Annotated in this window: 25 protein-coding genes and 1 pseudogene; 17 read left to right on the forward strand and 9 right to left on the reverse strand. The window is 51.8% G+C overall.

The window, feature by feature from the left end; translation table 11 throughout:
• Positions 1–8: 8 nt before the first annotated feature.
• Positions 9–1,037 (reverse strand): hypothetical protein, encoded by a 1,029-nt coding sequence (locus FDP13_RS14645; RefSeq protein ID WP_143839760.1) that lies wholly within the window; start codon positions 1,035–1,037, stop codon positions 9–11.
• A gap of 182 nt (positions 1,038–1,219) precedes the next feature.
• Between FDP13_RS14645 and FDP13_RS14650 the strand changes: the two genes are divergently transcribed.
• The 9 genes from FDP13_RS14650 to FDP13_RS14690 are packed head-to-tail and all read left to right on the forward strand — an operon-like array spanning position 1,220 to position 8,855.
• Complete coding sequence (locus tag FDP13_RS14650; protein ID WP_143839761.1) at positions 1,220–1,597, forward strand: RAQPRD family integrative conjugative element protein; 378 nt, start codon at positions 1,220–1,222, stop codon at positions 1,595–1,597.
• Positions 1,594–1,827, forward strand: coding sequence for a TIGR03758 family integrating conjugative element protein (locus FDP13_RS14655; protein ID WP_019844513.1), 234 nt, complete (start codon positions 1,594–1,596; stop codon positions 1,825–1,827). The genes FDP13_RS14650 and FDP13_RS14655 overlap by 4 nt, the downstream gene beginning before the upstream one ends.
• Before the next feature lie 18 nt (positions 1,828–1,845).
• On the forward strand, positions 1,846–2,205 hold the full coding sequence (locus FDP13_RS14660) for a TIGR03745 family integrating conjugative element membrane protein (RefSeq protein WP_143839762.1): 360 nt from the start codon (positions 1,846–1,848) through the stop codon (positions 2,203–2,205).
• Positions 2,206–2,217: 12 nt separating this feature from the next.
• Positions 2,218–2,616: a TIGR03750 family conjugal transfer protein gene (locus FDP13_RS14665; protein ID WP_143839763.1), complete on the forward strand. Its 399-nt coding sequence runs from the start codon at positions 2,218–2,220 to the stop codon at positions 2,614–2,616.
• Positions 2,613–3,293: a PFL_4703 family integrating conjugative element protein gene (locus tag FDP13_RS14670; RefSeq protein ID WP_143839764.1), complete on the forward strand. Its 681-nt coding sequence runs from the start codon at positions 2,613–2,615 to the stop codon at positions 3,291–3,293. The genes FDP13_RS14665 and FDP13_RS14670 overlap by 4 nt, the downstream gene beginning before the upstream one ends.
• Positions 3,290–4,186, forward strand: coding sequence for a TIGR03749 family integrating conjugative element protein (locus tag FDP13_RS14675; protein ID WP_143839765.1), 897 nt, complete (start codon positions 3,290–3,292; stop codon positions 4,184–4,186). The genes FDP13_RS14670 and FDP13_RS14675 overlap by 4 nt, the downstream gene beginning before the upstream one ends.
• On the forward strand, positions 4,176–5,576 hold the full coding sequence (locus FDP13_RS14680) for a TIGR03752 family integrating conjugative element protein (protein ID WP_143839766.1): 1,401 nt from the start codon (positions 4,176–4,178) through the stop codon (positions 5,574–5,576). Before FDP13_RS14675 ends, FDP13_RS14680 begins: the two co-directional genes overlap by 11 nt.
• The gene (locus FDP13_RS14685; RefSeq protein WP_143839767.1) at positions 5,557–5,994 is read left to right on the forward strand and encodes a TIGR03751 family conjugal transfer lipoprotein; all 438 of its coding nucleotides are present in this window, start codon (positions 5,557–5,559) and stop codon (positions 5,992–5,994) included. The genes FDP13_RS14680 and FDP13_RS14685 overlap by 20 nt, the downstream gene beginning before the upstream one ends.
• On the forward strand, positions 5,994–8,855 hold the full coding sequence (locus tag FDP13_RS14690) for a conjugative transfer ATPase (protein WP_143839768.1): 2,862 nt from the start codon (positions 5,994–5,996) through the stop codon (positions 8,853–8,855). Before FDP13_RS14685 ends, FDP13_RS14690 begins: the two co-directional genes overlap by 1 nt.
• Here FDP13_RS14690 and FDP13_RS14695 read toward each other — a convergent pair.
• Both FDP13_RS14695 and FDP13_RS14700 read right to left on the reverse strand, forming a co-directional pair.
• Positions 8,839–9,858 carry a nucleotidyl transferase AbiEii/AbiGii toxin family protein gene (locus FDP13_RS14695; protein WP_143839769.1) on the reverse strand — a complete coding sequence of 340 codons (1,020 nt, stop codon included), beginning with the start codon at positions 9,856–9,858 and terminating at the stop codon, positions 8,839–8,841. The two genes, FDP13_RS14690 and FDP13_RS14695, sit on opposite strands and share 17 nt — an antisense overlap.
• Positions 9,851–10,462 carry a DUF6088 family protein gene (locus FDP13_RS14700; protein WP_143839770.1) on the reverse strand — a complete coding sequence of 204 codons (612 nt, stop codon included), beginning with the start codon at positions 10,460–10,462 and terminating at the stop codon, positions 9,851–9,853. Before FDP13_RS14700 ends, FDP13_RS14695 begins: the two co-directional genes overlap by 8 nt.
• A gap of 175 nt (positions 10,463–10,637) precedes the next feature.
• On the opposite strand from FDP13_RS14700, the gene FDP13_RS14705 reads away from it, so the two are divergent.
• The 5 genes from FDP13_RS14705 to FDP13_RS14725 are packed head-to-tail and all read left to right on the forward strand — an operon-like array spanning position 10,638 to position 15,294.
• A complete protein-coding gene (locus FDP13_RS14705) occupies positions 10,638–11,072 on the forward strand; it encodes a TIGR03757 family integrating conjugative element protein (RefSeq protein ID WP_143839781.1) in 435 nt (144 codons plus the stop codon).
• On the forward strand, positions 11,069–12,004 hold the full coding sequence (locus FDP13_RS14710; RefSeq protein WP_143839771.1) for a TIGR03756 family integrating conjugative element protein: 936 nt from the start codon (positions 11,069–11,071) through the stop codon (positions 12,002–12,004). Before FDP13_RS14705 ends, FDP13_RS14710 begins: the two co-directional genes overlap by 4 nt.
• 10 nt (positions 12,005–12,014) lie before the next feature.
• Complete coding sequence (locus FDP13_RS14715; RefSeq protein ID WP_143839782.1) at positions 12,015–13,412, forward strand: integrating conjugative element protein; 1,398 nt, start codon at positions 12,015–12,017, stop codon at positions 13,410–13,412.
• Positions 13,409–13,759, forward strand: a complete 351-nt coding sequence (locus FDP13_RS14720) for a hypothetical protein (RefSeq protein ID WP_143839772.1) — start codon at positions 13,409–13,411, stop codon at positions 13,757–13,759. The genes FDP13_RS14715 and FDP13_RS14720 overlap by 4 nt, the downstream gene beginning before the upstream one ends.
• 11 nt (positions 13,760–13,770) lie before the next feature.
• Positions 13,771–15,294, forward strand: a complete 1,524-nt coding sequence (locus FDP13_RS14725; protein WP_143839773.1) for a conjugal transfer protein TraG N-terminal domain-containing protein — start codon at positions 13,771–13,773, stop codon at positions 15,292–15,294.
• Between the two features lie 6 nt (positions 15,295–15,300).
• On the opposite strand, the gene FDP13_RS14730 is transcribed toward FDP13_RS14725, so the two are convergent.
• The 4 genes from FDP13_RS14730 to FDP13_RS14750 all read right to left on the reverse strand — a co-directional run bounded on the left by FDP13_RS14730 (position 15,301) and on the right by FDP13_RS14750 (position 18,785).
• Entirely contained in the window at positions 15,301–15,666 is a 366-nt protein-coding gene (locus tag FDP13_RS14730; RefSeq protein ID WP_081652041.1) for a DUF3742 family protein, read from the reverse strand.
• Positions 15,667–15,782: 116 nt separating this feature from the next.
• Positions 15,783–16,331 (reverse strand): hypothetical protein, encoded by a 549-nt coding sequence (locus tag FDP13_RS14735; RefSeq protein ID WP_199886341.1) that lies wholly within the window; start codon positions 16,329–16,331, stop codon positions 15,783–15,785.
• A 645-nt stretch (positions 16,332–16,976) separates the two neighbouring features.
• On the reverse strand, positions 16,977–17,726 hold the full coding sequence (locus tag FDP13_RS14745; protein WP_234424414.1) for an ETEC_3214 domain-containing protein: 750 nt from the start codon (positions 17,724–17,726) through the stop codon (positions 16,977–16,979).
• Between the two features lie 309 nt (positions 17,727–18,035).
• The gene (locus FDP13_RS14750; RefSeq protein ID WP_143839774.1) at positions 18,036–18,785 is read right to left on the reverse strand and encodes a HipA family kinase; all 750 of its coding nucleotides are present in this window, start codon (positions 18,783–18,785) and stop codon (positions 18,036–18,038) included.
• 516 nt (positions 18,786–19,301) lie between these two features.
• On the opposite strand from FDP13_RS14750, the gene FDP13_RS14755 reads away from it, so the two are divergent.
• Positions 19,302–20,066 (forward strand): hypothetical protein, encoded by a 765-nt coding sequence (locus FDP13_RS14755; RefSeq protein WP_143839775.1) that lies wholly within the window; start codon positions 19,302–19,304, stop codon positions 20,064–20,066.
• Entirely contained in the window at positions 20,063–22,873 is a 2,811-nt protein-coding gene (locus tag FDP13_RS14760) for a DEAD/DEAH box helicase (RefSeq protein WP_143839776.1), read from the forward strand. The genes FDP13_RS14755 and FDP13_RS14760 overlap by 4 nt, the downstream gene beginning before the upstream one ends.
• A gap of 438 nt (positions 22,874–23,311) precedes the next feature.
• Here FDP13_RS14760 and FDP13_RS14765 read toward each other — a convergent pair whose 3' ends face one another.
• Positions 23,312–24,367, reverse strand: coding sequence for an IS110 family transposase (locus FDP13_RS14765; RefSeq protein ID WP_234424415.1), 1,056 nt, complete (start codon positions 24,365–24,367; stop codon positions 23,312–23,314).
• Positions 24,368–24,509: 142 nt separating this feature from the next.
• On the opposite strand from FDP13_RS14765, the pseudogene FDP13_RS14770 reads away from it, so the two are divergent.
• Positions 24,510–25,533: pseudogene (locus FDP13_RS14770) on the forward strand (IS630 family transposase).
• Positions 25,534–25,600: 67 nt separating this feature from the next.
• Here the strand turns inward: FDP13_RS14770 and FDP13_RS14775 are convergent.
• A complete protein-coding gene (locus tag FDP13_RS14775; RefSeq protein WP_199886342.1) occupies positions 25,601–26,062 on the reverse strand; it encodes a hypothetical protein in 462 nt (153 codons plus the stop codon).
• Positions 26,063–26,097: the final 35 nt, after the last annotated feature.

A 26,097-nucleotide genomic window follows, 5' to 3' on the forward strand; every position in this document is an offset into this window, starting at 1 on the left:
CCTCTCATTCATGAGCCAGAGTTATAATTTCTCATAACATACGTTTCATCATAAGCCTGCTTAAATAGTTTTTTCGTATCTTCATTTTTATCACGAGGAATTAGGTACGTTACCTTAAAGCCAAGTTCATGTGACAGATCAACCATTGCAATACGCCCCAACGTAGTGACTCTCATATCATCAAATTTTTTTGTCGGGTCAAAATCCCATAAATTAAGAAAATTCACTAACCAGTTACTAACTTTGATGATGCGTTTTCCACTAAATCGCTCAATTATCTCCACACCTCCAGGCACCTCCTTTACCTCAACTTCTTCTCCACGAAAGACAGAATCAACAATTGAAGAATAAATCAAATCATAAGATTTTAGATTGCTTATATCAGTTCCAAGAAAAACCTCAGAAAAATGCCCATATTTATTGTGGCCAGCCATTCCGTCCAATTTATCTTTAGAGCAGAATGTCTTTCTATAAAAATCTTTTTCAACAATAAAAGAATAATCACTCAAAACATGAGAGACATCATTTGCGATAGCTTCAGCCCAAGTAATTTTATTTTTCTTTTTACCTCCAAAACTTCGCACACAATTGTGCGTCCAATAACCCAAACGTTCCCAATAAACCGCAATTAATAATTGAGCATTATGATCACGAGCATAAGCCCTTAAAGAATGCAACTGTTTGACCATTAACTCACACGACTCTTTGTTTCCCGAAACCACTTTAACATCGACCAGTAGGGGAAAATTAATTTTTTCAGAACTTTCTACCAATAACGAATAATCAGGAACCTGATAATTTTTCTTGTGATGAACTTCCTGTTCCTGATGCAATCCATTTATATTCTTAATCCAAGGCATGGCCGAAAATATTGCTCTGTAATTTTCTTCCGCAGTTAACCCCCTCTGTATCCTGGGAAAATTCAACCTAATATTTTCATCCTTAATTTGCCTTAGCAACTCATCCAATATAGCCTGATCCACATTAAAATTGCTTTTCAGTGCATGTAATATTTGTGCTTTCTCCATCTCGCTCACAGCCATACCTCCATTATTTTTCCACAAGAATAATATTAAACATTAAAACCTGAGCTTTTTCCAAAATAATCCACAAAATTTAAAGAAAATCCGGTAGCTACGCAGTTCCTATTCTTTGCGGCCAGCACAAAGTTCCGATGTCACGATTTCACCATTGCTGAATCAACGACGGGAACAATGCAATGGCTCTTTCATTCTGCACAGCACGCTTCAACGCTATCCTCCCTGTATTCGCCCTGCTCGGGCTGATGCCGCAGGCAATAGCGGAAAGCGCCCCGACCCAGCGCCAGGAGCTGGCCGCCGCGTTACGTCAGTTGGACGCCCTGCAACGCGTTGTCGCGCAAAGCGCCGCAACTACGCCGCTCGCGCCAAACGAACGTTATTACTTCGACTACCCCCGGCTACTCGGTGATTTAGCCCGCGTGCGCTCTGGCATCCAGTTCTATCTTTCGCCGTCTCGCGCCCAGCCACGCGACGCCACCGAACTGAACAGTGACTACCGCCAGGAATCGCCCCCCAAGTACCACAGCACCTCGCTGAAGCTGAAGGAGCAGCCATGACTTCCGCACAGATCAGCGCCTTTCAGGCGAACAGCAGTATCACTCCTGCGGCAATGTCCACCACCCTGACCGGCATCGTGTTCGCTGTACTGCTGTTGTGGGGCGCATGGGCTATCCGAACCGCCTACGTCGGCTGGGCCGAGAACCAACTCAACCAGCGCCAGTTCCTCGGCGTCATCGTGCGCTTTCTCGCGATGTACCTCGTGCTGACGTTTTTCCTGCTCTCGTAACCAAAAAGGGCCAGCCCGATGAAACACTACCGCTATCCCACTCGTCTCGTTCAGCGCGCTGTGCTGGCCTTGAGTCTAACCACCTTACCTGCACTGTCGTTCGCACAGGGGTTGCCGCAACTGGAAAACCCATCACGTGGCACAGGTGGCGGCATCATGGAAACCATCCGCAATTACGGCTACGACATCGTGCTACTGGTAGCGCTACTGGTGGTCGCCAGCATGTTCATCGGGGTGTGCTATCACGCTTACGGCACCTACGCCGAGATCCACAACGGCAAGAAAACCTGGGGTCAGTTTGGTCTGACGGTCGCGGTTGGGGCGGTGCTGCTGGTGATCGGCATCTGGCTGCTCACCGAAGCCACTGGCATTTTGTGAGAGAGGCTGGACATGTCAGCGCATCCGCATGTCCGCGCAGACGGCACAGTGACGTTCCTGCCACATCGGCTCAATCGACATCCGGTGGTGGTGCGCGGACTGACGGCCGATGAGTTATGGATCTGCTGTGGCCTGTCCGGCAGCGCCGGGTTGCTCATCGGCTTACCGCTGTCCTGGCTACTTTCGACCATCGCTCTGGCACCGACCTGCATTGTGCTGGGCATCACCTGCGGCGTATTCGTCGGAGGCGGCTTCCTGCGACGACAGAAACGTGGCCGACCCGACACCTGGCTGTACCGCCAATTGCAATGGCGTATCACAACCCGTTATCCACTGCTCACAGGCTGGGTCGGCGGGCACCTGCTGATTACGCGATCGGGCTTCTGGTCGAACCGGAGGACGATACGATGAGTCGATTCAAAAACGAAGTCACGCATTTACAGGCACACATCAAGACCCTCCGCATCGGTGCCAGCGCATTACTCCTTATGGCACTGGTGATGGGGGTCGGTTGGTGGAGCGCACCGCGTGATCTGACGATCCACGTCCCCCCTGATCTGCGTTCGGGGAGTTCACGCGCCTGGTGGGAAGTCCCTCCTGAATCGGTCTATGCCTTCACATTCTATGTGTTCCAGCAGCTCAACCGCTGGCCAACCAACGGAGAAGAGGACTACGCACGTAACCTCCATGCATTGTCGCCGTACTTCACCCCGGCGTGCCGCGCCTTTCTACAGGCGGATTACGACTATCGCCGCAGCACCGGCGAACTGCAACAACGTGTACGCGGCGTCTACGAAATCCCCGGTCGCGGCTATGGCGATAATCCTGCAGCACGGGTACGCGTAGTCTCTGACCGCGATTGGGTCGTAACGCTCGATCTCAGCGCCGACGAGTACCACGGCCCGGAGCAGGTCAAGCGCGCGCTGGTGCGCTACCCGCTCAAAGTCGCACGAATAGACGTCGATCCGGCCCGTAATCCGTTTGGTTTGGTGCTCGACTGCTACGACGGGGTTCCGCAGCACATCTCCCCCCCGACTCAGGAAACACCCAATCGTGGCGGCCTGGGCAAGCAAGGAGAAACCCCATGAAATTCCGTCTCATCCGGCTGGGGCTTCTGACTCTGGTAATGGCATCATCTGCCCATGCAGTAGAGATCCTGCGTTGGGAACGACTGCCTCTTGCCGTACCGCTGACCGTCGGACAGGAACGTATTGTGTTCGTGGAACACAACGTCCGTGTTGGCATCCCGGCCAGCATCGGCGACCGCTTGCGTGTGCAGAGTGCCGGTGGTGCCATCTATCTGCGTGCCAGCAAGCCCATCGAACCCACCCGATTGCAGTTGCAGGACGTAGACAGTGGTGCGTTGATTCTGCTCGACATTGATGCCATGCCAGCCCAAAAAGATGGCGAACCGAAACTTGAGCCTGTGCGCATCGTCGAGGACAATACCACACCACCGCGCGATGGCCAGCCGCCAGACAGCGCAACCGACGCCCCCGCTACAGACCAGGCCAGACCGGCGCAACATAAAACGCCGGTGGCCGTGGTACTGACGCGCTACGCCGCACAGAACCTGTACGTACCACTGCGCACCGTTGAACCCGTGCCCGGCATCATGCAGGTAAATCTTCACCGTAATCTGCCACTCGATACCTTACTACCTACGCTGCCTGTTCAGGCGACAGCGCTGGTTTCATGGCGATTGGAAGATCAGTGGGTCACGGCCGTGCGACTGACCCATACAGAGGGTGGTTGGATTCAGTTAGATCCACGCGCACTGCAAGGTGATTTCCTCACCGCTACTTTCCAACATGCGTCGCTCGGCCCACACGGTACCCCTGAAGACACCACAGTGCTGTATCTGGTTACCCGCAAGCACGGACTGTCCCAGTCGTTACTGCCCGCCATCCAACGCTTTGATCCTGCCGTACACTTGCCTACTTCGACGCCCCCGACAACGGAGGTGCGTGATGCACAGTAACGGTCTGCTGAAATGGCTGATGCTCCCGGTGGCTTTGCTGGTGCTGTTCGTTGGCATCCGCATATTCTCTGGTCATGGCACGCAAGCACCAGACACGGTTGATACAGGCAGCAAACTCACCCCGGAGGAAATGAAGGCACTGGGCATCGAAGGGGACACACCGCGTGACACCGTCGCCACACTGGTAGCACAGGTTCGGCAACTGCGCACCGAACTGCAAACCGCGACTGCCGACAACCGGACGCAGCGCGAAGAAAACCAGCGTCTGCGCCAGCGTGAAAGTACTATTGACCAGCGTATCAACACCGCACTGGAGTCCGAGCGAGCCAATCTGCGCCGCGACCAGGAACAGTTCAGTAGTGAGCGCCAGCAGACAGAAGGTCTGCTGGCAGATTTGCAGCGACGGCTGGATAGCATCGGCAGCAGTGGTCACGCCGACCTGCCAGTCGGTCTCGGACTGCGAGACGGGGATGCTGAAGGGTTCGGTAAAGAGGCCACTATCCGCTGGGTAGAGCCTGACGATGCCAGGCAGACTGCAGGCCGCAACAGCAACACGGCGCGGAGCTTCCCGACAAGTTTCGGGCCAGCGCAGAAGACACTGGACACTACAGTCGAAAGTGTAACCCGTGCCAGCACTACCGGAGCCAAACCAGCCAGGGCTGTTTACACCGTCCCCACCAATTCAACACTGATGGGCTCAGTCGCGATGACAGCCCTGATCGGCCGCGTACCTATCGACGGTACCGTCAATGACCCCTACCCCTTCAAAGTTTTGGTTGGCCCCGACAACCTGACGGCCAACGGCATCGATATCCCCGATGTGGCCGGAGCCGTGTTCAGCGGCACCGCCTCCGGCGACTGGACGCTCTCATGCGTCAGAGGGCAGATACGCTCAATCACCTTCGTTTTCCACGACGGCACCATCCGCACCATTCCGCAAGACAGCGAACGCAGTCATCAGCAAAGCAACGACCAGAATAGTCTCGGATGGATCAGTGATCCCTACGGTATCCCGTGCGTGTCCGGCGAGCGCCGCAGCAATGCCCAGCAGTACCTCGGTACGCAGGCGTTGATCACCGCAGCGGGTGCAGGCGCGGCATCGCTCATGGATTCAAAAAGCAGCCAGATGTCCTACGCCGGTGCCAACGGCTCTATCGGCACGGTGGGTATCAGCAGCAACGAGGCGGTGGGCCGTATTCTTGCCAGCGGCGTACGCGACATGTCGGATTGGGTCAACAAGCTCTATGGCCAGGCCTTCGCAGCGGTCTATGTAAAGCCAGGCGCACAAGTCGCGGTTCACCTCGAAAAACCTCTCGCCATTGACTACGAAACCGAAGGCCGCAAGGTCGACCATCGTACAGGAGAAAGCCATGCGTTCGAACTGGACTAAATCGTTGGCAATCATGGTAACGGTAACCGCATTGACCAGTTGCGCTACCAGCAAGGAAGAGCTGTTGCCCCATGGCGGTCGAACCATGCAGGATATCTGGCAGCAGGAGAGCAGCAATGAAGGCAGTCTGGGTCAGATGTCACACCGTCAACTGCTCGATGCCCGTCAGAGCTTACGTCGCCCACTCAGCCATGCAGATGTGAACACTGTTTCCACAGAGCAGGAAAGCTACTCGCGTACCGCCGCCAATGATATACGCAGCCAGTTTCAGCGGCTGCCCAATCCCGACTTGTTGATGTACGTGTTCCCGCATCTGGCGGGGACAGACCCGGTTCCGGTGCCGGGTTACACCACCATTTTCCCACTCTATCAGCGTGTACAGTACGCGATGCCCGGTGAGCGTACGGAGGACTACTGATGGTCTGGTCGCTTCTCCGTCGTAAATCCGCCGGGGTCACCAAAGACGAGCGGCCGGACGGCTGGCAGCACCACATCAACACGCTGCAGCAGGCGGGTATTCCTGAACCCGGATCCACCACCAGGGGAAACAGCCCCGCGACACAAGCCGACGAACAAGCCTTGTACCAGGTTGTGCCATCGCTGGTCGAGCTGCTGCCCTGGGTTGAATACCTGCCCACGTCACAAAGCATGCTGCTGGAGGATGGCAGCTCGGTCGCCGCATTCTTCGAACTGACCCCATTGGGCACCGAAGGCCGTGAACCGTCCTGGCTTGCACAGGCACGGGATGCACTGGAGAACGCGCTGCAGGACAGTTTTGATGAGTTTGACGACAACCCCTGGGTGCTGCAGCTCTATGCCCAGGACGAGACAAACTTTGACGCCTATCTGCAGACCTTGCATCGCTACATTCAACCACGCGCACAGGGCTCACGTTTCACCGAGTTCTACCTGCATTCGATGGCTCATCATCTGCACGCGGTCGCAAAACCGGGGGGCTTGTTCGATGACACCACGGTCACCCGGCTGCCCTGGCGTGGTCAAATGCGCCGGGTACGCATGGTGGTCTATCGCCGCACCGCAAGCGGCAAAACACGACGCGGCCAGACACCCGAGCAGGGATTGAACGTGGTTTGTGATCGCCTGAGCGGAGGCCTGGCCAACGCTGGCATTCGTGCACATCGACTGGATGCCGCACAAATCCACGACTGGCTACTGCGCTGGTTCAACCCACATCCCACACTACTGGGACTGGGTGCCGAAGACCGCGAACGCTTCTACCAGTTGACTGCCTACCCGAATACCTGTGACGCCGACGAGATCGAGCTGGCCTCCGGATGCGATTTCAGTCAGCGACTGTTCTTCGGCCAGCCGCGCTCAAATGCAGATCAGGGTGTGTGGTACTTCGACGGCATCCCGCATCGGGTAGTCGTGACCGACCGCCTGCGTACCCCACCAGATGTAGGGCATCTGACAGGTGAAAACCACAAGGGTGATGCCATCAATACCCTGTTCGACCAGATGCCGGAAGACACTGTGATGTGCCTGACGCTGGTTGCCACACCACAGGACGTGCTCGAAACGCACCTGAATCATCTGGCCAAAAAAGCCGTGGGCGAGACGCTGGCATCCGAACAAACCCTGACGGACGTGCAAGAGGCACGCTCGCTGATCGGCAGTTCTCACAAGCTGTACCGCGCTAGCCTGGCGTTCTACCTGCGTGGGCGGAATGAAGAAGAGCTCGACAACAAGGGGCTGCAACTGGCTAACGTGATGTTGGGCGCAGGCCTTCAGCCAGTACGCGAAGAGGACGAAGTCGCCCCGCTCAACACCTATCTGCGCTGGCTGCCGTGTATGTACAACCCAGCCCAAGACCGCAAACAGTGGTACACACAACTGATGTTCGCCCAGCATGTGGCCAACCTCTCACCAACCTGGGGGCGTAGCCGGGGTACGGGCCATCCAGGGATCACTGTCTTCAATCGCGGAGGTGGCCTGATCACGTTCGACCCATTCAACCGCCTGGATCGGCAGATGAACGCGCACCTTTTCCTGTTTGGCCCTACGGGTTCAGGCAAGAGCGCAACCCTCAACAACCTGCTCAATCAGGTCACAGCAATCTATCGTCCACGGATTTTCATTGTGGAGGCTGGCAATTCCTTCGGGCTGTTCTGCGAGTTCGCCCGGCGTTTAGGACTGACCGTCAACCGCGTCAAGCTCTCCCCCGGAGCGGGCGTGAGTCTCGCGCCGTTCGCCGACGCCCGTCGACTCATTGAAACGCCCAGTGATGTACAAACACTCGATGCCGATGAACTGGATGATGGGCTACAGAGCAAGGAAACCGATGCCGACGAACAGCGCGATGTGCTGGGCGAACTGGAAATCACTGCACGTTTGATGATCACAGGAGGTGAAGACAAGGAAGAAGCCCGCATGACACGGGCCGATCGCTCGTTGATCCGCCAGTGCATTCTGGACGCAGCCCAACGCGGCGTGACGGCCAACCGCACCGTACTGACCCGCGACATACGTGATGCACTGCGTGAACGCGGCCATGACACCACACTGCCGGAAATCCGGCGTGCTCGCCTGCTGGAGATGGCAGACGCGATGGATATGTTCTGCCAGGGCAGCGACGGAGAAATGTTCGACCGCGACGGCACCCCCTGGCCAGAGGCCGACATCACGCTGGTCGACCTGGCAACCTATGCGCGCGAAGGCTATAACGCGCAACTGTCAATCGCCTACATTTCACTGATCAACACCGTCAATAACATCGCCGAACGCGATCAGTTCCTGGGCCGCCCCATCCTCAACGTGACGGATGAAGGCCATATCATCACCAAAAACCCCTTGCTCTCGCCCTACGTTGTGAAAGTAACCAAAATGTGGCGCAAGCTTGGGGCGTGGTTCTGGCTCGCGACGCAGAACATCGACGATCTGCCAAAAGCGGCAGAACCGATGCTCAACATGATCGAGTGGTGGATTTGCCTGTCGATGCCGCCCGACGAAGTCGAAAAAATTGCCCGGTTCAGGGAACTGACACCCGCTCAGAAGACGCTGATGCTGTCAGCACGGAAAGAATCCGGCAAATTCACCGAAGGCGTCATCCTCTCCAAGAACCTGGAGGTGCTATTCCGTGCCGTCCCCCCCAGTCTCTACCTCGCCCTGGCGCAGACCGAGCCCGAGGAAAAAGCAGAACGCTACCGGCTGATGCAGCAGTTCGGCATTGGCGAGCTGGATGCCGCATTCAAAGTGGCCGAAATGATTGACCATGCACGCGGCATACACTCCATGGAACCTCTCAGCGTTGCTGATTGATTTGCTGTTCAAGTACAGCCAGGCGTTCGATAATCCGATCAAACGGTAAGATCTCACCATAAAACATCTGGGCATTCAGCATCGCCTGATAGTCCTGCCTCAACGCATCAAGCAGCGCCGCATCCGGGATCAGTCTCAGCGCGCCCGTCAGGCAGCGGTCATAGTGGCTGGAACTGCTGCGAAAGAAGGTTTCTTTGATGTTCAGCACATCCTGCAGCAGCGCGATATCTTCCAAAGCCTGATGACCGATATGGTGGTCAGCCAACCGCGCCAGATCGTACCAATGCCGCGACAGCCGCTCAGCACCGATACGCAGATCCGGGCGATGGCATTCAACATGAATGAGTGTTGCCTTCTCCCAAAAAGTACGCATCGGCGACAGTACGGCGACCTCTGCCGTTGGAAACACCAACCCCGGCACATGCTCACCAATGTCAGGCACAATGGTCAACATCTCCTGCGGCAAGGTCGCATTTCTGCCACCGAACTCGATCAACACGCTGGGCCGCAGATAGGTGTCGGTGTTCTCCACTGCACTGGGGTAATAAAGCCTGAGCTCTTCCGCATTATCACTGATTTCAATCGTGATTTCGTGATTTGGAAGAGCCTGTAGCAACGCCTCGCGTAGTGCCGGCACCAGTTCCCCGGTGACATGCTCAGCCAATGCCTCCCTGAGTGTGTCAGACAATTTCCGACGCTGATTGCCGGAAAGCGTGGCCAGCACGGGCACGTCCGGCACCAGACTGCGGTAATCAATGGTGACATCGATATCTTCGGAGAAACGCTCGATAGCCTGATAGACCTTCGACAGTGATGTCCCTCCCTTGAAGGCCATCGGTTTGCGGCAGGGTAACGCAAAGAGTGAGCCGAGTACCTGGCATAGCCAGATATCTTTTTCCAGAATCTCGGCACGGCGTCCAAGCCCGGGTGCCAGACCATTCAGCAGTTCGGCCTGCTCAACGGGCGTCAGATCAAAATAGGACGCATCTGACGTATCAGACATGTGTCACCTCGCTGCGTTCGTAGCCGCGCAATGCTTCCAGCATCCATGCAGGCATTGAGGCCTTGGCAGAGCACAGCGCCTGAAATTCAGTGGGAGCGAGCTTTTGCGCAATCCGCTGGAATGTACCGGAGGTGACCTGATGACGTCCCAGATACCAGAGCGCCGACAGCGCCTGACCGGCGGGTCGGCCGGCCAATACCAGTTTGCGCGACGCGACATGCTGCAAGCGGACGGTCATTTTTCCTAACCTAACCGCCCGTGACGACCCACTGGTGTAGAACACCGCCTGCGCCGGCATCTGCGTAGAGAAGCCGAAACGCCGTGCGGCCTCAGCACCGTGGATCTCAATCGTCGCGCCTTCCGCCTCAGCCAGTGTCTGCGCGATCTGCTCAGGCGCAGGCAACGTCTTGACGCCAAAGCGACCGACCTTGGGAACGACATACAATCCATGGCCGATACGCTCAATACGGCCAGCCCTGGTAAGCCGCATCAGCGCCTGATCGATGGCCGCACGCGACCCTAACCCGGCGAAGATAGCGGGCGTGAAAGGCTCTCCGACCAACTGGGCGGAGATGCGTTCTCGAATAGCTTGGGCTGTGCTCATAGCGGCCTCCTGTTGTTAGGTATTTTACAAAAAAATCTAACACATCACAATGAGGGCAAGAACCGCCTAAAGCAGATTCATCCCAAAACCGGGATGCACCGCTTCCCGATTGTTTGTCGTTTCCTGAAGCAGATTGGAGTGGACTACCGCCATGATCAATTTTGCGGTGCTCCGTATGTCGGCTTCTGCTTCCATCTATGCCTTCTCGCGGCATAGGCTTGTTACTGTCTTGCTCACTGCGCTGCTGAGTCCACTCGTACAGGCCGCGGATTTACTGGCCGTTACTGATACCCGGCACCCGATGCAAAACCTGGGCAACACCCGGCTCATCGAACTGGACCTCCCATCACGCATCGAAGCCGAGCTGGCAGCCAACCTCCCCAAAGACCCAACCCGTGCCACGGCAATCGTGCAACAACGCCTGAAAGAAGGCGGCACCGCCCTGCAGCAGCGCATCAACGAGGCCTATCAGAATGTTGTCGATGCCTGGAGCCTGGGCATCACCACCCTTCCCGCCGTTATCGTTGATCAACAGTATGTGGTTTACGGAGAGCCTGACGTCGCCAAAGCAGTTGTGCGTATCGACGCTTACAGGAGGACTCAGCAATGAGACTCACCCGCCGTCTGCGCGCCAGCATCGCCAGTATTTTGCTGACGGCAGCCAGTTCATCGTTCGCTCTCAACACCGTCACCATCATATCCTCGTCGTTATCCCCTGATTGCCTGGAATACCGCGTCACCGGGATCTGCTACTGGCTGCTTTGCACCCCGTTCGGATGTTCGGTACGCACTTCCGTCAAAGTCAGGCACTACGTTCCCGATGCCGTGGTATCGAGCTATGGCAATACGGGCGAAAACCCGTGGATTGAGGTGCGCGCCATGAGTATGCCCAACACCACGGCCCAGGGCGGTGGTGACGGCACCAGCAACCATGGCAACGAGGACAATCTATCCAGATTCCGCAACGCTGACGTGATCGGCCATCCCGGCGGCCAGACATTCAGTCAGTTTGCCTCGTCATCAGGCTACATCTGCGACGGTGCTGGCATCGCGTTCATGCCGTACCTGCTGAGCACACTCGATACCGTCGCGTGGCGCTACAACATTCCCGAAGTCGTGTATCCCGAGGCGCTGATCCCCGGTATGCGCGAGATCGGCGCACGCGACACGCTGAACCTGTGGGGCAACCTCTATCCGCGCGGCGGTTTCCTGCACCAGGTGGACAGCTACAAGGCCAGTGCCGTGGTCGCCCAGCGGGCGGGCGATATCGTGACCCGTCGGGGACAACTGCATGTATACCAACCCCTGCTTGCCAACGCGCACGATGGCTACTGGCCAGCAGGCGCACTGATGGAAAACGATGCATCGACCGGCAAATGGCAAGAGCTGGCCCCTGGCCTGTCCTCCTCCTGCACAGTCTTCCCACATAACGGGCCACTGACTCAGGCGCAGCAAGACGACTATGCCTGGGCACTATGGCGACCGTATAGCTGCTGCCAGCGACGCGGCCAGACCTTTCTCGGCAGTATGGATTTCAACTGAGGACATGATGATGAAACATCTCGATCCGAAAGCGTACTCAACGCCTATGCCACGCCTGTGGCAATGCGCGTTGTTGGTTACTGCACTGTCTATGACCAGTGGCCTGGCTCTGGCACAGGATGGAGGCTTCCAGAACAGCGGTGCTGTCATTGGCGATGAGGTGATGTACTCCATCGGTGGCGGCAACGCCGTATCGATGAGTAGTGCGGCCAGTATGCGCTCGATTGGTGTCGGTGTGGGCTGGAACAGCAATCTGATCTGCGGCGACATGAACATCAGTACGACCATCCAGAATCAGCTCAATGGGCTAACCAACGGCTTCCAGAACATCATGAGCAGCGTGATCCAGAACGCCACCAGCGCGGTCGCCTCATTGCCTGCACTCATCATCCAGCGGGCCGATCCGGGTCTCTACAACCTTCTGACCAATGGTATTCTGCAAGCTCGGCTCGACTTTGATCGCTCCAAACTCACCTGCCGGGCGATGGCGGAACGCATGGCGGACACGGCAGGCGGCCAACTCGGCTGGAGCCAGATTGCCGAAGGCATGGCGCTGCGTCAGGCGGTATCCAGCACCGATGCCGTATCGGCTATTGAACAAGCTGAAAAAAACCGAGGCAATGACGGGGTACCGTGGGTCGGCGGCGACAACGCCGGCGGTGTCGGACAACACTCAATCAAGGTCGTCGGTGACGTGACCCGTGCAGGTTACAACCTGGTCAACGGCCGCAATGTGGCCGACACCTCATCCATCGACACCGCGAATTGCCAAAGCCTGTCCTGCCAGACCTGGACATCACCACAACAGGCTATTGACTTTGCCACTCGTGTACTGGGCGAACAGGAGCAGCGTACCTGCGAAGGCTGTATCAGGACCGAGACCGTACCCGGCGTCGGGCTGACCCCGGTCATCCAGAAAGAGTACGACACCAAGCTGAAAGTGCTGCAGGAATTGGTCAGAGGAACCCGCAATACCACGTTCGAGAACCTTCACGAAGCTGGCAGTACTTCGCTGCCAATCACCCGTGGCGTTATCGAGGCACTGCGTGACGAACCTGATCAAGACATTCTGGCCCGACGCCTGGCCTCCGAAGTTGCGCTGGCATCGGTATTGGAAAAAGCCCTGCTGCTGCAGCGTACGCTACTGACTGGCCAGAAAGAGCCAAATGTTGCCGCGAATCAGTTGGCAGTCGCTGCCGTCACTCAGGAAAGCAACACCCTCGACCGCGAGATCCTCAACCTCAAAACCGAGCTTGAGCTACGCCGGGAACTCGCCAACAACTCACCGATGGCCATTATCCAACGCCACAGTGTACGTTCAGCCGGTTCACGCGGTATCTATGAAGGAGACCCTGTACCTGACCGTCTCGACCAGTTACAGCGACGCAATCCCGGAGACACACCATGAAGTTTGCCTGGCTGCGATCACACTGTCTGTTCAGTTGGCGTACACCCAAAGTCCTTCTGTGGATTGTCGCATTGCTGGTCATCACCGTCACAGCCAACGTTCTGGGTATCCACTTCGTTGGCAGCATTGCTGGCTGGGAACACTGGCTGGCCGATACAGCCGGCTATTTTCTGTTGTGGCGTCTGTGTCTGTACGGTGCCACCGTTTATGGCTGGCAGTGGATGCGCCGCCGCCTGCTCCTGCGCGAAACCAGTACCGATGACCGGCGCAGGCTCATTCGCGCCGAAGTTTTCGGTGTCGGCGCGTTACTGGTGCTGGAATTCAGCCTGTTGGTGCAGTACGTATAGGGGCTGTGACCATGACGCTTTTCACCACCGATTACCTGGAGTATTACCTGACTCTGGTGGGCTGGATCGTCCACAACGGTATTTGGGCGGTATTGGTTTCCAGCGGCGTGTTTGTCCTCCCCTTCGTGGCCATCATCATCGACGAGTGGCTGAGAGCCCGTACCGAAGGCGCTGATGAGGGCAACAAGGGCGTGCTGTCATCAATGCGCATTGAGAACCGGGTATGGGTGGCAATTGTTGTGGTGATGTTCGCAGGCATTCCGTTCATCGATGTCGACCTCAACACGATCAGATACGACCAGGCGCGTTCGACACAGTGCCAGATCAGCGTACCGCAACCCGAAGACACTGGCTGGTCAAAATCCTTCAGCACCCTCAACAACCAGAGCGCCAAAGTGCCAGTCTGGTGGGCCTTCATGCACGCACTCTCACGTGCGATCACCAGTGCCTCGGTATCAGCTATCCCATGCGGCACCGACCTGCGTCAAATGAGAATGGAGATCAATGCCACCCGAATTGATGACCCGGTACTGGCTCAGGAAGTGGCAGACTTTACCCACGATTGCTACGGCCCCGCACGCGCCAAGCTGTTCATGACTCGTCCCAATCTTGACAAGACACAAATGCACGATGTGACCTGGATCGGCTCGACCTATTTTGTCAGTACCGCAGGCTTCTACGACACCTATCACGCCAGGACACCGCGTGAGGGTTGGGCCTACGACAGCCATCGTGACGCCGGACTGGCTCAGGTGCCAAGTGGTGCTGGCTACCCAAGTTGCCGCCAGTGGTGGAGCGAGGGTGGCAACGGCTTGCGTGCACGTCTGCTGGCACAGGTCGATCCCAGCTTACTCAATCGCATCGCCGGTTGGGCCGGGTTCCTCAGCCGCACGGAGGTAGATGACTCGGTTATCAGGACGATTGTCTCCCCTCACCAACAGAAACTCAACCAAGGTAGTGTCTACACGGATTACGGCGGTCAAATCGACAAGACCTTACCGAATATCGTTACTCGCGCTGCGGGTGACATCGGCATGACAGTGGGAGGACTCGCCGCATTCCCGGCATTGGACGTGATGCGTCAGGGACTACCGATGGTACTTGCACTACTGAAGATGGCGCTGGTGATCTGTATCCCTCTCGTGCTTCTGGTCGGCACTTACAACCTGAAGACAACGATAACAGTCAGCGTCGTGCAGTTTGCACTGTTCTTTGCGGATTTTTGGTTTCAACTGGCACGATGGATTGACAGCACCATCCTCGATGCACTTTACGGGTGGGGTTGGGGCTGGAATCGGCCGCACAGCAACGTCGATCCGATGGCAGGTTTGAGCAACACTTTCGGCGACATGCTGCTGAACTTCGTCATGGGCACGATGTTCATTGTACTACCCACATTCTGGATAATGGCTTTGGCTTGGGCAGGCATCCGCGCCGGTAATGTTCTTCAAGCGTTCGCTGGAGCTACGGCTGATGCCAAAGCAGCAGGAGCTAAAGGAGGTGACATGGTTCTTAAATCCGTATCGAAAAAATAAGCTCTTTTAATCGTCTTCAATATGCGGATCGATACGAAAGTCATCGTAGGTATACAGCCCGAATCCTGCAGGGCCGTTACGCCACTCTGGTTTTGGAGGCTCATCAACGAATCCAGCGGCATTAGCCATCAGAGCAGCAGCTACAACGAAAATGAGTAGGGTCGCTAACCAGAATGCCACATAAAGCAATAACCCCAAAAAAGTCAGTTTGGTCATCCACAGCAGAACAAATGCTCCCTTAACAGGCATCCCCTGCTCGACAAACCAGCCTGATATCTGTTGCTCACAACGCGCATAGACACGCCACCCCCTGCCGAGCCAACGGCCAAAGCGTTCTGCAATACTGTTATGGCTCGCGCTATTCATGGTCATCATTTGCCTGCGTTACCCGTTTGTCCCTACATCCCACCTTACAACGATTGATACGCAGTATTGCGACAGCAGTCACCCTGTCTACTTAGCTTAGAGCAGAAATACCATACATCAAGTCACTCCCCTTCCTGCAACGCTTGCGCCATTTGGTATTCACATCGCATGCGCATAAATTGCTGGGGAACTTTTACCGAGGCTTCAAAGAAAGTGGTAAAGTCGAAGCCTTCCAATTGATACGGCGCAACTAACACCGAGTCCTGAGCATTACCAAGAAAAACCACTGGCCGACCCGCTGGAACATTAGCGCATTGATGCGAGTTATTAAAATCTAGCGCATGAGCCAGTAGATAGATTTTTTCAGGCACCCGGGCATCGCTCAATTGCTCATTGGACCATAACCATCCATGAAAAAGAAGAACGGATGAAACCAACACACAAAGGACAGGGCGCAACACTGGCAACTCTGAATCCCCACCATCAAACTTATTCTTGAGCCAAGCTAACAGAAATAAAATATTTATAATAAACATAGCCGCAGCCACGACGATTATAAATGGCAAAATTAATTTGAATACCATAAGCCCGGTAGTGAACAACAGGGTAATAGGTAAAGCCGACGCATCAACATGAAATACGTCATTGACATAAATTGCATTAGTGTCCAAGGGATACTGACGGAATAATTACCAGGCGATTTTGTCGTTATCACACTATCAACGCCCTTCGATTCAGGCAAAGTCTTTTTCGGTGTTATTACGTGGGGAGAAGTCGATAATCAACCTTTCCAGGGCTTCTTCTGTTCGGTTCTTGTGCCGTAAACTTGGTGTCTCCTGGCGCTTGAGGGCATCAATACCTCCTTCTTTAACCAACCGTCTGTGACGTTGTCAGCAACACTGATTAAGATCCCAAGCGGTCATTAAGCGGTGTTGTTGACAACGGTGAATAGTTTCCCGTGACACGCGGCTCAGACGAGAGGCTCCTACTACGTTACCCAGCTTGTCAGCTAAGGCAAGTACATCAAGCTTTTTCTGGATATCGATATCCTCCAATAAGGCTTTAGTCGGCTCTGTCTCCTCTGATAAATCCTGACAGGGAGCACCGGAGAAAAGCATCCAAAACATGCCATTCATGACGTGTATGTACAAAGTAAGGACGTCCGCCTCCGGAAACACCTCTTTCAGGTGGCAGCATTGGGAGAAATCAGTGCCCATACCTCATCAGGGAAATTGTAACGAGCCAAATTAAAGGACTTTTTATGAGCAAATCATAGACCTAATTGTACAAAAAATAGTCAGGAACACCCCCTAACACTAATCTTGATCTGGAATATCTCTCGCATCATAGTAATCAATTCCAAGTCCATAATACAACTCAAGACCATCGGGACCTCCGTGTATATCACCTACTCCAAAGGTATTCGGAGCATTATTACTTCTGAAATCCTCAAGATGTTTCTTATCTGGAGGTGACTCCTTGTTATTATAAACATCTGGAAGGGGTTGTAACTCAACGTAATCAGCGCCAGCAGGATTGTAAGCTAGGTAAAAATTCCTATAATTACCTGGATTCCCTAAGTAGTGCCCTTCTTCATATTGATAGAACTTCGATGAATAACCAGATTCCAAATAATCAACATCGTCACCAAAATTTTTGAATTTATCGCCAAGCACCCCTCCTAAATATGGTATTTCAGGATGAAAGCTTTTGTCTTTGCTAGTTACAGAATATAGTATTACCGTGTTATTTTTGTCATAAACGACTTGCAGATAAAATTTTTTAAAGGAGTAAATATACTCATTAACCTTACCATCTTCCGAATGCTCCTCTTTCACCGGAACACCAAAAATTGACTCGATATATTTTATTGATGACCCTGTATAAATGACATGGAGATTATCTTCTGCTTGTCTTTGGAAAAACTCATTTGAGATATTTTTATATAAATCAAACACTCCATTCAATAGCCCAAAACCTGCGGAAAAATATCCAACAATGGCAATTGCACCACTAAATAAAACAGCAACTAATGATTTTCTTAGTGTTTTTTTGTTTGATGGCATAATGTTTTCTTTTTTATTATTACATATTGGATTGATTACAGTTTAAAATAATAAAAATAAAATCGGTTATTGTCAATAATAATCATAGCGTAATATTATAGGAAAGCATGGTATTAGCTTTTCTACAATCATATATGCTTCCGTTCCTAGTGTTAGTACCCTACCCAAGCGGACCATGTGCTTTTAGATATCTTACCTAACGTGCCATAGCGTCCACGATGTCTACTTCTGACACGGAGCGGGAAAATGTATGGAACTTTAGGTCGGCTATGCGCGAGAATCGAATGTTTCGCCTAGTTATTAATATAATTATCGGTGATTTAATTCCCACTCAATACAAGATTTCATCATAGGAATAAACTTCTCACAGGATGACGAAAATACCTCAACAAATTTTGATTTGTAACTTTCCGGAACACGCCAATCTTGAGGGATGCTATCTGCGATAGATTGATAAAACCCAACAGGTATTTCACAAATTTGATTCATCCATGATTCATATCCTTCTGCAGAATGCAAAATTCCGCGATGATATGGCGATGATTCAATAAATAATTTATTATCTTTCCAGATAAAACCATCTTCCCCCCATGTATCACAACTATCATCCCCAAAAGCGATTCCAGCATCCATAAATAGCAACTCGCCATTTAATAACTTGCAAGTATCATTTTTCACATCACCTATTGACAGCCAATTATCAAATATTGATTTACCATAAAGATTATTCATTTGGTCATTACTGAATTGATAACCATCAGGCAACTCTTCTATAGCATGTATGAACTCATATGCAATAAAATGAGAAATTGATACATTTAGTTCACTCTTTACAATCTCAGAAAGCTGAACAATATGGCCTTTGGGCCAAGGCAAACCTATTTTTTTGGCTAAATTAAAAGCTACTAATTCATTAAACAACGCATTTGTTTCATGACCGGACTCGTTGAGATATGTTTTTACAAACCAATCATTCCCTAACTCATCAACACCAATAAAAGGATTAGAGTGACTTGTGGATTTTTCCAGTTTATCTTTAATGGAATTAATTATTATCACGGCGACCTTGAATAAAAAATCATGAAATTTGGCATAAAGTATAATTGTATAACCAAGAGGAGCACAAACATTTTCTAACGATTAGTTGACTACCATCATACCTGAGCTTTTTGATCTTTGATGTCTCCCGCCTGGCACAATGCAGGCCGAAGCAATTGTTTGGTCCGTTATGAGCTGTGAGTTCAACCGATGGATGCAACACAATTTTTGGGTTAGTCCATAAATAGCTAGCAGACCTCTATTAGTTCCGTGACTAATGTTGGGCTGCTTTACAATAGATTTTTGCTGTATTATTAATCATTAAAGTACTTTTCTCGGACGAACTGCCAGCAGCCCTGGTATCTGTGAGCTTTTTACGTTGAAGTGGCCCAGTGCTACAAATCATTTTCGAATGGGCATTTGATCATGAAGAACTATTGATCTGCACACATACCAATAATTAGGAACTTATTGTAACCTTCGTGTAGGCTTCACTCACACTGTAATGGTTGAATATTAAAACTATAATGGGATCCAATGGCCTTTAATAAGTTGCCTTTTAAATCGTCTAATGGGCGGGATATACTGCTCATGCGGGGCAATCCCGACTGTGGAACCTTCTACAAATGGATTTATGCCGAGCTCGCAAATGTGACCAAAAATTGGCCACCAAAAATCACTGCACTGACAACTGGTCGACGGGGGAATTTAGGTGAATTCCTGTCGTACAAAGTAGCAGTTGTTAATGGGCTTTATGGGAAAAGGAAAGGATATACAGTGGCGCTTATGGGAGCCCTTACTCCGCTTCAAGATGGGGCCCCTACTGGGTTGGATACCACCATTGTTCATTTGGATCCCAGTGGCGATACCAGTAAAGACTGCCTGTACATCATGGAAGTAAAGACTACCGGCGCCGTTAATCTAACCTATGCGACGGCACTCATTGGTGATTATGAAAAGCTCTTGGGTAAAACGACGGTAGCAGGTTCGTTAGGTCAAAGATTTAACTGGCTCCTGGGCTACTTGAAAGAGATACATGAATTCTCTGATGAAGAGATTGAGCGGGTAGGCAATCTCTTCATGCCTGAAGCTAAAGACTGTAAAGGTATCCGGTTACTACCAACTCTCGTACATGATCGCAATGTCGGTGATGAAGCTGCTGTCAACGCATTAGATCATGTTGCTGGAGAAATTGAAAAGCAAGGCTGGGGCAAGAAGACCATCGAACCTTGGAGCATTGCAATAAGCAATCTGACTAGGTGCCTTGTGCATCTTTCAAATAATGAAAGTACAATGCCATGACCAACCTACCTGTTTCAGTCAAATTTCTTGATAGTGCTGCTTCGTCCGCAGCAAAGGCCAGAGGTGTTGAACCGATATGGTCGACAGCTGATCCACTCGATGTAGCAACAGCACTCAAATGCATTAACGCTTTTCAAGTCCGCGTTAATATCGAAACCCTTGAAGCACTCGATGATGAGAACAACGCTAAGCCTCTTATCGCAGCAGCTCGTATTTTACAGTCGACCGCACAGCATTTGCGAAGTGCAAACAAACCATCAAACAACGCCGACATTAATGACTTATTGTTATATTCGGCACTTGCTTTTGCAATGCATGGTAATTTCCCTAGTGCCCATGCAGCCCTTTTAGATATATCGTCAGACTTTGTTGAGGAAAGCTTGATGTTGCGTATGGTCGTAGCAATATGCGATCCCTGTGACAAATCAGTTAGATATAGTTCGGAAGATATCGAATTTGAGCCTTTTCGGCGAAGCTGGTATCTCGCTTTGCGCAGTAAATATAGCCAAAAGCGAAATGAAGAATTCAGACATGCACTCAAGCTTTTTACTGAAACAGCGTTGGCAGGCACCATGGCGGAAGGTGCTCTTATGCTGGGCGGCCGAATGGCAGCTCACCAAGCTAAAAGATTAGCTACAGCAAACCTTCAAGATGACGCTCCTGAAATTCCAAATTGGTTTATCCGAAACTCCATAAAATCAGGCATGGTGACTTTGCTACCTCCGCAACACATGCTGTTGAGTAAGAGACGAATTGCTAGTCATGGACGCAATACTCTCTTGACGCTACCCACAAGCACTGGCAAAACTTTTGTAGCTGAAGCTTGTATAGCCTCTGGTTTAGTTAATGATGGCCTATGCGTCTATGTAGCACCGTATGTCTCCGTTGGCGAACAGGTGAAAGATTCACTACGGAAGCGATTTGGTGATGAGGTACCTGTTGTTCCGATGTTTGGTGGTTTCCAGTCTGAGGCCTTGAACATCTTTTCTCAAAAAGAGATCTTCGTTGCCACGCCGGAGCGGTTTGATGGATGGCTTCGCTCCGGTGAAAACATCGAACGGCTCCGTACCGTCGTTTTCGACGAGATCCATATTCTCGAAAATGGAGTTCGTGGGGCCCGTGTGGAAGGTCTGCTGTCACGGCTTCGTCTCCTTCAACGAACCAATCTGAATCTTCGCATCATAGGGTTGTCGGCTGTGTTGACCGAGCCTCAGCTTGTCTGTAAGTGGCTTGGCGTGCAAGTTGACGACCTTCATCAGATTGGCTGGAGACCGACTGCACGTCGATTGGCAATGTGTCTTGCAAACGGTGATATGTACTGGGTTCATGGTAATGATGCTCTCCGCCCTAAAGGAGAACGAGCGACTTCGATCATGTCTGAATCTGTAAAGATCGACCTTCCTGGACAGATTCGACCAGCAAGTTTTGCGAATGCAAACGAGAAAAGTGCTGCCATCAATGTTGGATCTATAGCGCGAGACCTTCTAAATCGTCTCGGCTCGCCTGGTTTGGTAGTGTGTCCTCGAAGGCTAGACACTAGACTGCTTGCTCGTGAATTGATGAATAGCCGCCAGTATATCGAGAACAAAGATGTTCAAAGGATCGCAAAAGATATCCTCGCACGTTATCCCTATTTGGATTTTCTTGCTGAATGTCTACTATGTGGAGTTGCCTACCACAATGCATCTCTTCCCTTTGATGTACGCCGCGACATAGAACGGCTTACTCGCGAACGAGCCCTATCAGTAGTCTGTGCAACCACAACGCTTGCTGAAGGAGCAGACCTGCCGTTCCGCTGGACTATTGTGGCTCATTGGCTCAGTAGTATGCATGACGGCGGCACGAGCATGAAATCAATGACATTCCGCAACATAGCAGGCCGCTGCGGCAGGGCCGGTGCTTTTTCTGAGGGGGATACGATTCTCTTTCAAAACTTAATGGGTCCTCCGTCCATAATAAGGTCGCAGCAAAACAAGCGTCTTCTTGAAGAGGTTATGTTTTCATCCTCGCCACTTATGTCAACGCTCGGCGGCGGATGGATTGAGACATCTACTCAGGGACAGCAATTGATTGAGGCCACTTTCAGTACACAGCTATTAGCTTGCATCGCAGAGCACCCCCAAGCTGAAAATATTGTTTCAGAGTTAGCTGATGCTTCTTATGCTGGGCAAACCGACGGAGAGGATAATATTCAACGTATTTTATCAGAGACTATCATCAGCATTTTGGATGACAAACAGGTTGGTGGCGCAATGGCGGTGATGAATAGTCCAATCAGGCTAACTGAGTTCGGTCATGCTGCTAATTTAAGTGGATTTTCGCCTTTTACCTGTCGGTTGATGTTTCAATTCCTGTCAGGGGAAAACTTTAAATCTGGTGGTGCACTTTACAGTGAACTATTGGGGCTGTTCAACAACGTTCCCGAGCAGCCAAATGAAACGTTGAGGAAAATTTTCTCAGGAAAATCTCACAGGAATGTCCTCAAGGCCAACAACCTTGAGGACATGATGACAAACTTGCTTCTGCGTATGGACTTACGCACGGTTTTTGAACTTCTGCGCAGCAAGAAGTCCACAGCTCAGCCTGACAATGTTGAGACGATGTTTGAGGAGTTCATATCATTCTTAAATAGTGTTGTTGGGAATTTTCTGCCATGGCTTCTCAGAGGCCTTGCGAGACTTAGTAAGTACGGAAGCGATGAAGCAGCAGCAATCAATTGGTCGAATATGGCTAAGGACATCGAAGCTGCACTAAGTGCTTCGGGGGGAGAGACGGCAACCGATGATGCTCTGGTACCAATCGAATGAGTATCTTAATATAAGGTATCAGATCTTGCATGATTGAAACACAATCGTTCATGGTTACTACCATTATTATTTGGAGTTGGCAGCCTAACAATGTCGTTAACTTCCGCTTCTGGCACAGAGCTGCCGCCTGTCAGGTAAGGTTTAGCTCTGTGTTGTGACAATCCTAAATAGCTTCTCGCATTAATGCTCCACTTATCATTGCGCGGCTCCAGAGCTAAATAGCTTATATGGACACCGACCCAGTGCAAGCACGGGCTGTTTTTTTCTGACAACGTAGTCACACACATATATCCGGCTTCGTGAGCCCTGATGAATATCCGTACTCTCTGGCCTCATTATCGCCATGGCCTGCTGTGGCCGAGCTATTTACCAGGTTGACAGAGAGTCGGTTCTACCTGTCAGTACATCAACGCTTTGGACTTCTTATAAATCAGATTGTTACTGAATCCTATACTCTGTTCTCTGGTTTACCAATGCCCAGGCCACCCGGGCATTTTTGTTCGCCAGCGCCACAACGGCTTTATTCACGCCGCCGCGAACAATAATACCCTTCAGCCATCTCTGGAGGGCACTACACCGCTCATCCGGGAAGTTAACCGTACGATAAACCACGGAGCGGGCACCATGGATAAGCAAGCCGCGCAGATAACCATCGCCACGCTTCGTTATTCCCAAAAGTCTGGGTTTACCGCCGCTGCTGTGCTCACCGGGCACCAATCCCAGATAACTGGCAAAATGTCGGCCATTATTAAAACTTCTGCTGTCACCCAGCGCTATCGTCAGTGCTGATGCCCCCAGTGGCCCGATACCCGGTATATTTACCAGCCGGGCTGTATCCTCGTTCTGTGTACTTATCTGCTCCAGGCGTACATCCAGCGTTTTGATACGTTGCTGGCAGTCCTGCAGTTCCAGCAATATTTCGTGAAACAGTTGTCGGCTGAGAGCGGTAAGTTCATTCTCCGCGTCTTCCAGATAATCGGGCAGACAGGTCATGATTTTGTGTGCACCTTCCGGTATCGCAATACCGTATTCCAGACCCAGCCCCCTAATCTGATTAATCAGCGCCGTTCTGTTTTTCATCAACCGCTGGCGAACTCGGTGAATACACTGAATATCCTGCTGCTCAAGACTTTTTTCTGGTACATAGCGCATTCCCGCACGACTGTCAGCCTCGACAATAGCGGTAGCGTCATTTTTGTCGTTCTTATTTCCCATTCTGAAGGGCGATACATACTGCGGGCTGATTTGTCTGACGTCATGCCCGAATGTCTTAAACTGGCGGGACCAGTAATTGGCACTCCCGCACGCTTCCATCACAATTCTGGACAAGGGTTGCTGAGCAATAAAAGCCATCAGCTTTTCACGAGTGATCATTTTGTTCACCTTTTTCTCGCCTTGTGCAGAAACGATATGAACCTGAAAAACTCGCTTTGCCAGATCAATTCCGATAATTTGTTCCATGGGACACCTCTTCATTGTGCTGTTGGATGACACTTACAGCATGGTTCACTGAAGCCAATATGGGGAGGTGTCCATTTCATTATCGCCAAATAGTAGATCACTTGAAGGGAACTCAGTCCGAATTGAGCGATCTGATCAATCGCCAAATATCCCAAATCACCAACCGGACTGAGCGATGCCGATCATAGCAGCAATCCCTGATGAAGAACGACAACTGATGTGCAAAGAAGCCCAACAAACCCGCGATAAAAATTATGCCAGACGACTCATTGCCATGTTGATGTTGCATCGGGGAATGACCGTCACCGAGGTGGCCAGACTGCTCTGTGCTGCGCGTTCATCCGTCGGAAGATGGATAAACTGGTTTACAGGGTGTTGAAGGACTCAAGAGCCTCAGGCCCGGTCGTGCGCCTTGCTGGCCGGTCGCCGATATCCAGCGTGTGCATCCCTTGCTGGTTCAACGTTCACCGAAGGATTTCCGCTCCCGCTGGAGCACGGAGTTACTGACCCGTATCGTCAACCGGCTTTTTGACGTGACGCTTCACCGCTCCACCCTGTACCGATACCTCAAACAGGCCGGTATGGTCTGGCGCAGGGCCGCACCGACGCTGAAAATCAGGGACCCGCATTATGATGAAAAGCGGCTTGCCATCGAGCAGGCGCTGGCTCAGGGATCAGCGTCTAATCCTGTGTTTTATCAGGATGAAGTCGATATCGACCTGAACCCGAAAATCGGTGCCGACTGGATGTCCAAAGGGCAGCAGAAGCGTATCGCCACGCCGGGACAGAACCAGAAAGATTATCTGGCTGGCGCACTGCATTCGATGACGGGCCGAGTCTCCTACGTTAGTGGCAACAGCAAGAGTTCTGACTTATTTATCCAATTGTTAGAGGCATTACGACGCATATACCGGCGGGCGAAAACTATTACGTTGGCGGTTGATAACTGCATCATCCATAAAAGCCACAAAGTGGAGTGCTGGCTGGCGGAGAACAGCAAGTTCCGGCTGCTGTTTCTGCCGACCTATTCGCCGTGGCTGAATCCGATAGAGCGACTGTGGCTGTCGTTACACGAAACAATAACGCGAAACCATCAGTGCCGGTACCTGTGGCAGTTACTGAAACAGGTAACGCAATTTATGAATGCAGCTTCACCATTTCCCGGCAACCAACCTGGCCTGGCTAAAGTGGAGCGGTAATATGAGAAGCTATTTAGCGGGATGTCATCTCTCACAAGAATAGCACTATTATGAGAAGCTATTTAGCTCAAGTCAGAGTTAATACACATAAATACCAGCCTGACCGGCGTGCATAGATCACCATCCCCGACAGTACAATTGATAGCAAAACCTTCGTGACAGTAAAGCTCCACAGAGAACTCACCAGAGACAAGCGCTCCAGCGATACACCAACAAAAATGGCACACAAGGCCACACCCCATAATCGAAATGACAGAGTATGTTCTCGTATCCACTCGCTATAACTTCCCGCTGAGCGGGTAATCGCCAGCAGAACTCCAATGAAACCAATTAAGTAAAGGGCCATCTCAAGATTGCGCTGTGATTCCCCTTTTTCATGTTTGCGTGTATACCTCAATGTTACCAAGTCATTATGGATATCCCGCACATAATATTTCAGCGTTCGTGTTGCTTGCCGTGACTGATCCAATTCAGAATTCGTCAATTCCTGCCTGATAACATTGATATCGCGTTCAAATTCCTTCGTCATTCTTATTTCTCGTTAATTCTGCCAAATCGTTCTTC

Source organism: Dickeya sp. ws52, assembly GCF_007210685.1.
Classification (GTDB): Bacteria; Pseudomonadota; Gammaproteobacteria; order Enterobacterales; family Enterobacteriaceae; genus Dickeya; species Dickeya chrysanthemi.

Bases quoted from the DNA above. Each gene is read 5' to 3' on its own strand.
- FDP13_RS14705 (WP_143839781.1), top strand. From the start codon at position 10,638: ATGTCGGCTTCTGCTTCCATCTATGCCTTCTCGCGGCATAGGCTTGTT.
- FDP13_RS14695 (WP_143839769.1), bottom strand. From the start codon at position 9,858: ATGTCTGATACGTCAGATGCGTCCTATTTTGATCTGACGCCCGTTGAG.
- FDP13_RS14760 (WP_143839776.1), top strand. From the start codon at position 20,063: ATGACCAACCTACCTGTTTCAGTCAAATTTCTTGATAGTGCTGCTTCG.
- FDP13_RS14710 (WP_143839771.1), top strand. From the start codon at position 11,069: ATGAGACTCACCCGCCGTCTGCGCGCCAGCATCGCCAGTATTTTGCTG.
- FDP13_RS14775 (WP_199886342.1), bottom strand. From the start codon at position 26,062: ATGACGAAGGAATTTGAACGCGATATCAATGTTATCAGGCAGGAATTG.
- FDP13_RS14745 (WP_234424414.1), bottom strand. From the start codon at position 17,726: ATGCCATCAAACAAAAAAACACTAAGAAAATCATTAGTTGCTGTTTTA.
- FDP13_RS14685 (WP_143839767.1), top strand. From the start codon at position 5,557: ATGCGTTCGAACTGGACTAAATCGTTGGCAATCATGGTAACGGTAACC.
- FDP13_RS14715 (WP_143839782.1), top strand. From the start codon at position 12,015: ATGAAACATCTCGATCCGAAAGCGTACTCAACGCCTATGCCACGCCTG.
- FDP13_RS14670 (WP_143839764.1), top strand. From the start codon at position 2,613: ATGAGTCGATTCAAAAACGAAGTCACGCATTTACAGGCACACATCAAG.
- FDP13_RS14690 (WP_143839768.1), top strand. From the start codon at position 5,994: ATGGTCTGGTCGCTTCTCCGTCGTAAATCCGCCGGGGTCACCAAAGAC.
- FDP13_RS14755 (WP_143839775.1), top strand. From the start codon at position 19,302: ATGGCCTTTAATAAGTTGCCTTTTAAATCGTCTAATGGGCGGGATATA.
- FDP13_RS14725 (WP_143839773.1), top strand. From the start codon at position 13,771: ATGACGCTTTTCACCACCGATTACCTGGAGTATTACCTGACTCTGGTG.
- FDP13_RS14650 (WP_143839761.1), top strand. From the start codon at position 1,220: ATGGCTCTTTCATTCTGCACAGCACGCTTCAACGCTATCCTCCCTGTA.
- FDP13_RS14665 (WP_143839763.1), top strand. From the start codon at position 2,218: ATGTCAGCGCATCCGCATGTCCGCGCAGACGGCACAGTGACGTTCCTG.
- FDP13_RS14730 (WP_081652041.1), bottom strand. From the start codon at position 15,666: ATGACCATGAATAGCGCGAGCCATAACAGTATTGCAGAACGCTTTGGC.
- FDP13_RS14680 (WP_143839766.1), top strand. From the start codon at position 4,176: ATGCACAGTAACGGTCTGCTGAAATGGCTGATGCTCCCGGTGGCTTTG.
- FDP13_RS14700 (WP_143839770.1), bottom strand. From the start codon at position 10,462: ATGAGCACAGCCCAAGCTATTCGAGAACGCATCTCCGCCCAGTTGGTC.
- FDP13_RS14675 (WP_143839765.1), top strand. From the start codon at position 3,290: ATGAAATTCCGTCTCATCCGGCTGGGGCTTCTGACTCTGGTAATGGCA.
- FDP13_RS14720 (WP_143839772.1), top strand. From the start codon at position 13,409: ATGAAGTTTGCCTGGCTGCGATCACACTGTCTGTTCAGTTGGCGTACA.
- FDP13_RS14660 (WP_143839762.1), top strand. From the start codon at position 1,846: ATGAAACACTACCGCTATCCCACTCGTCTCGTTCAGCGCGCTGTGCTG.
- FDP13_RS14655 (WP_019844513.1), top strand. From the start codon at position 1,594: ATGACTTCCGCACAGATCAGCGCCTTTCAGGCGAACAGCAGTATCACT.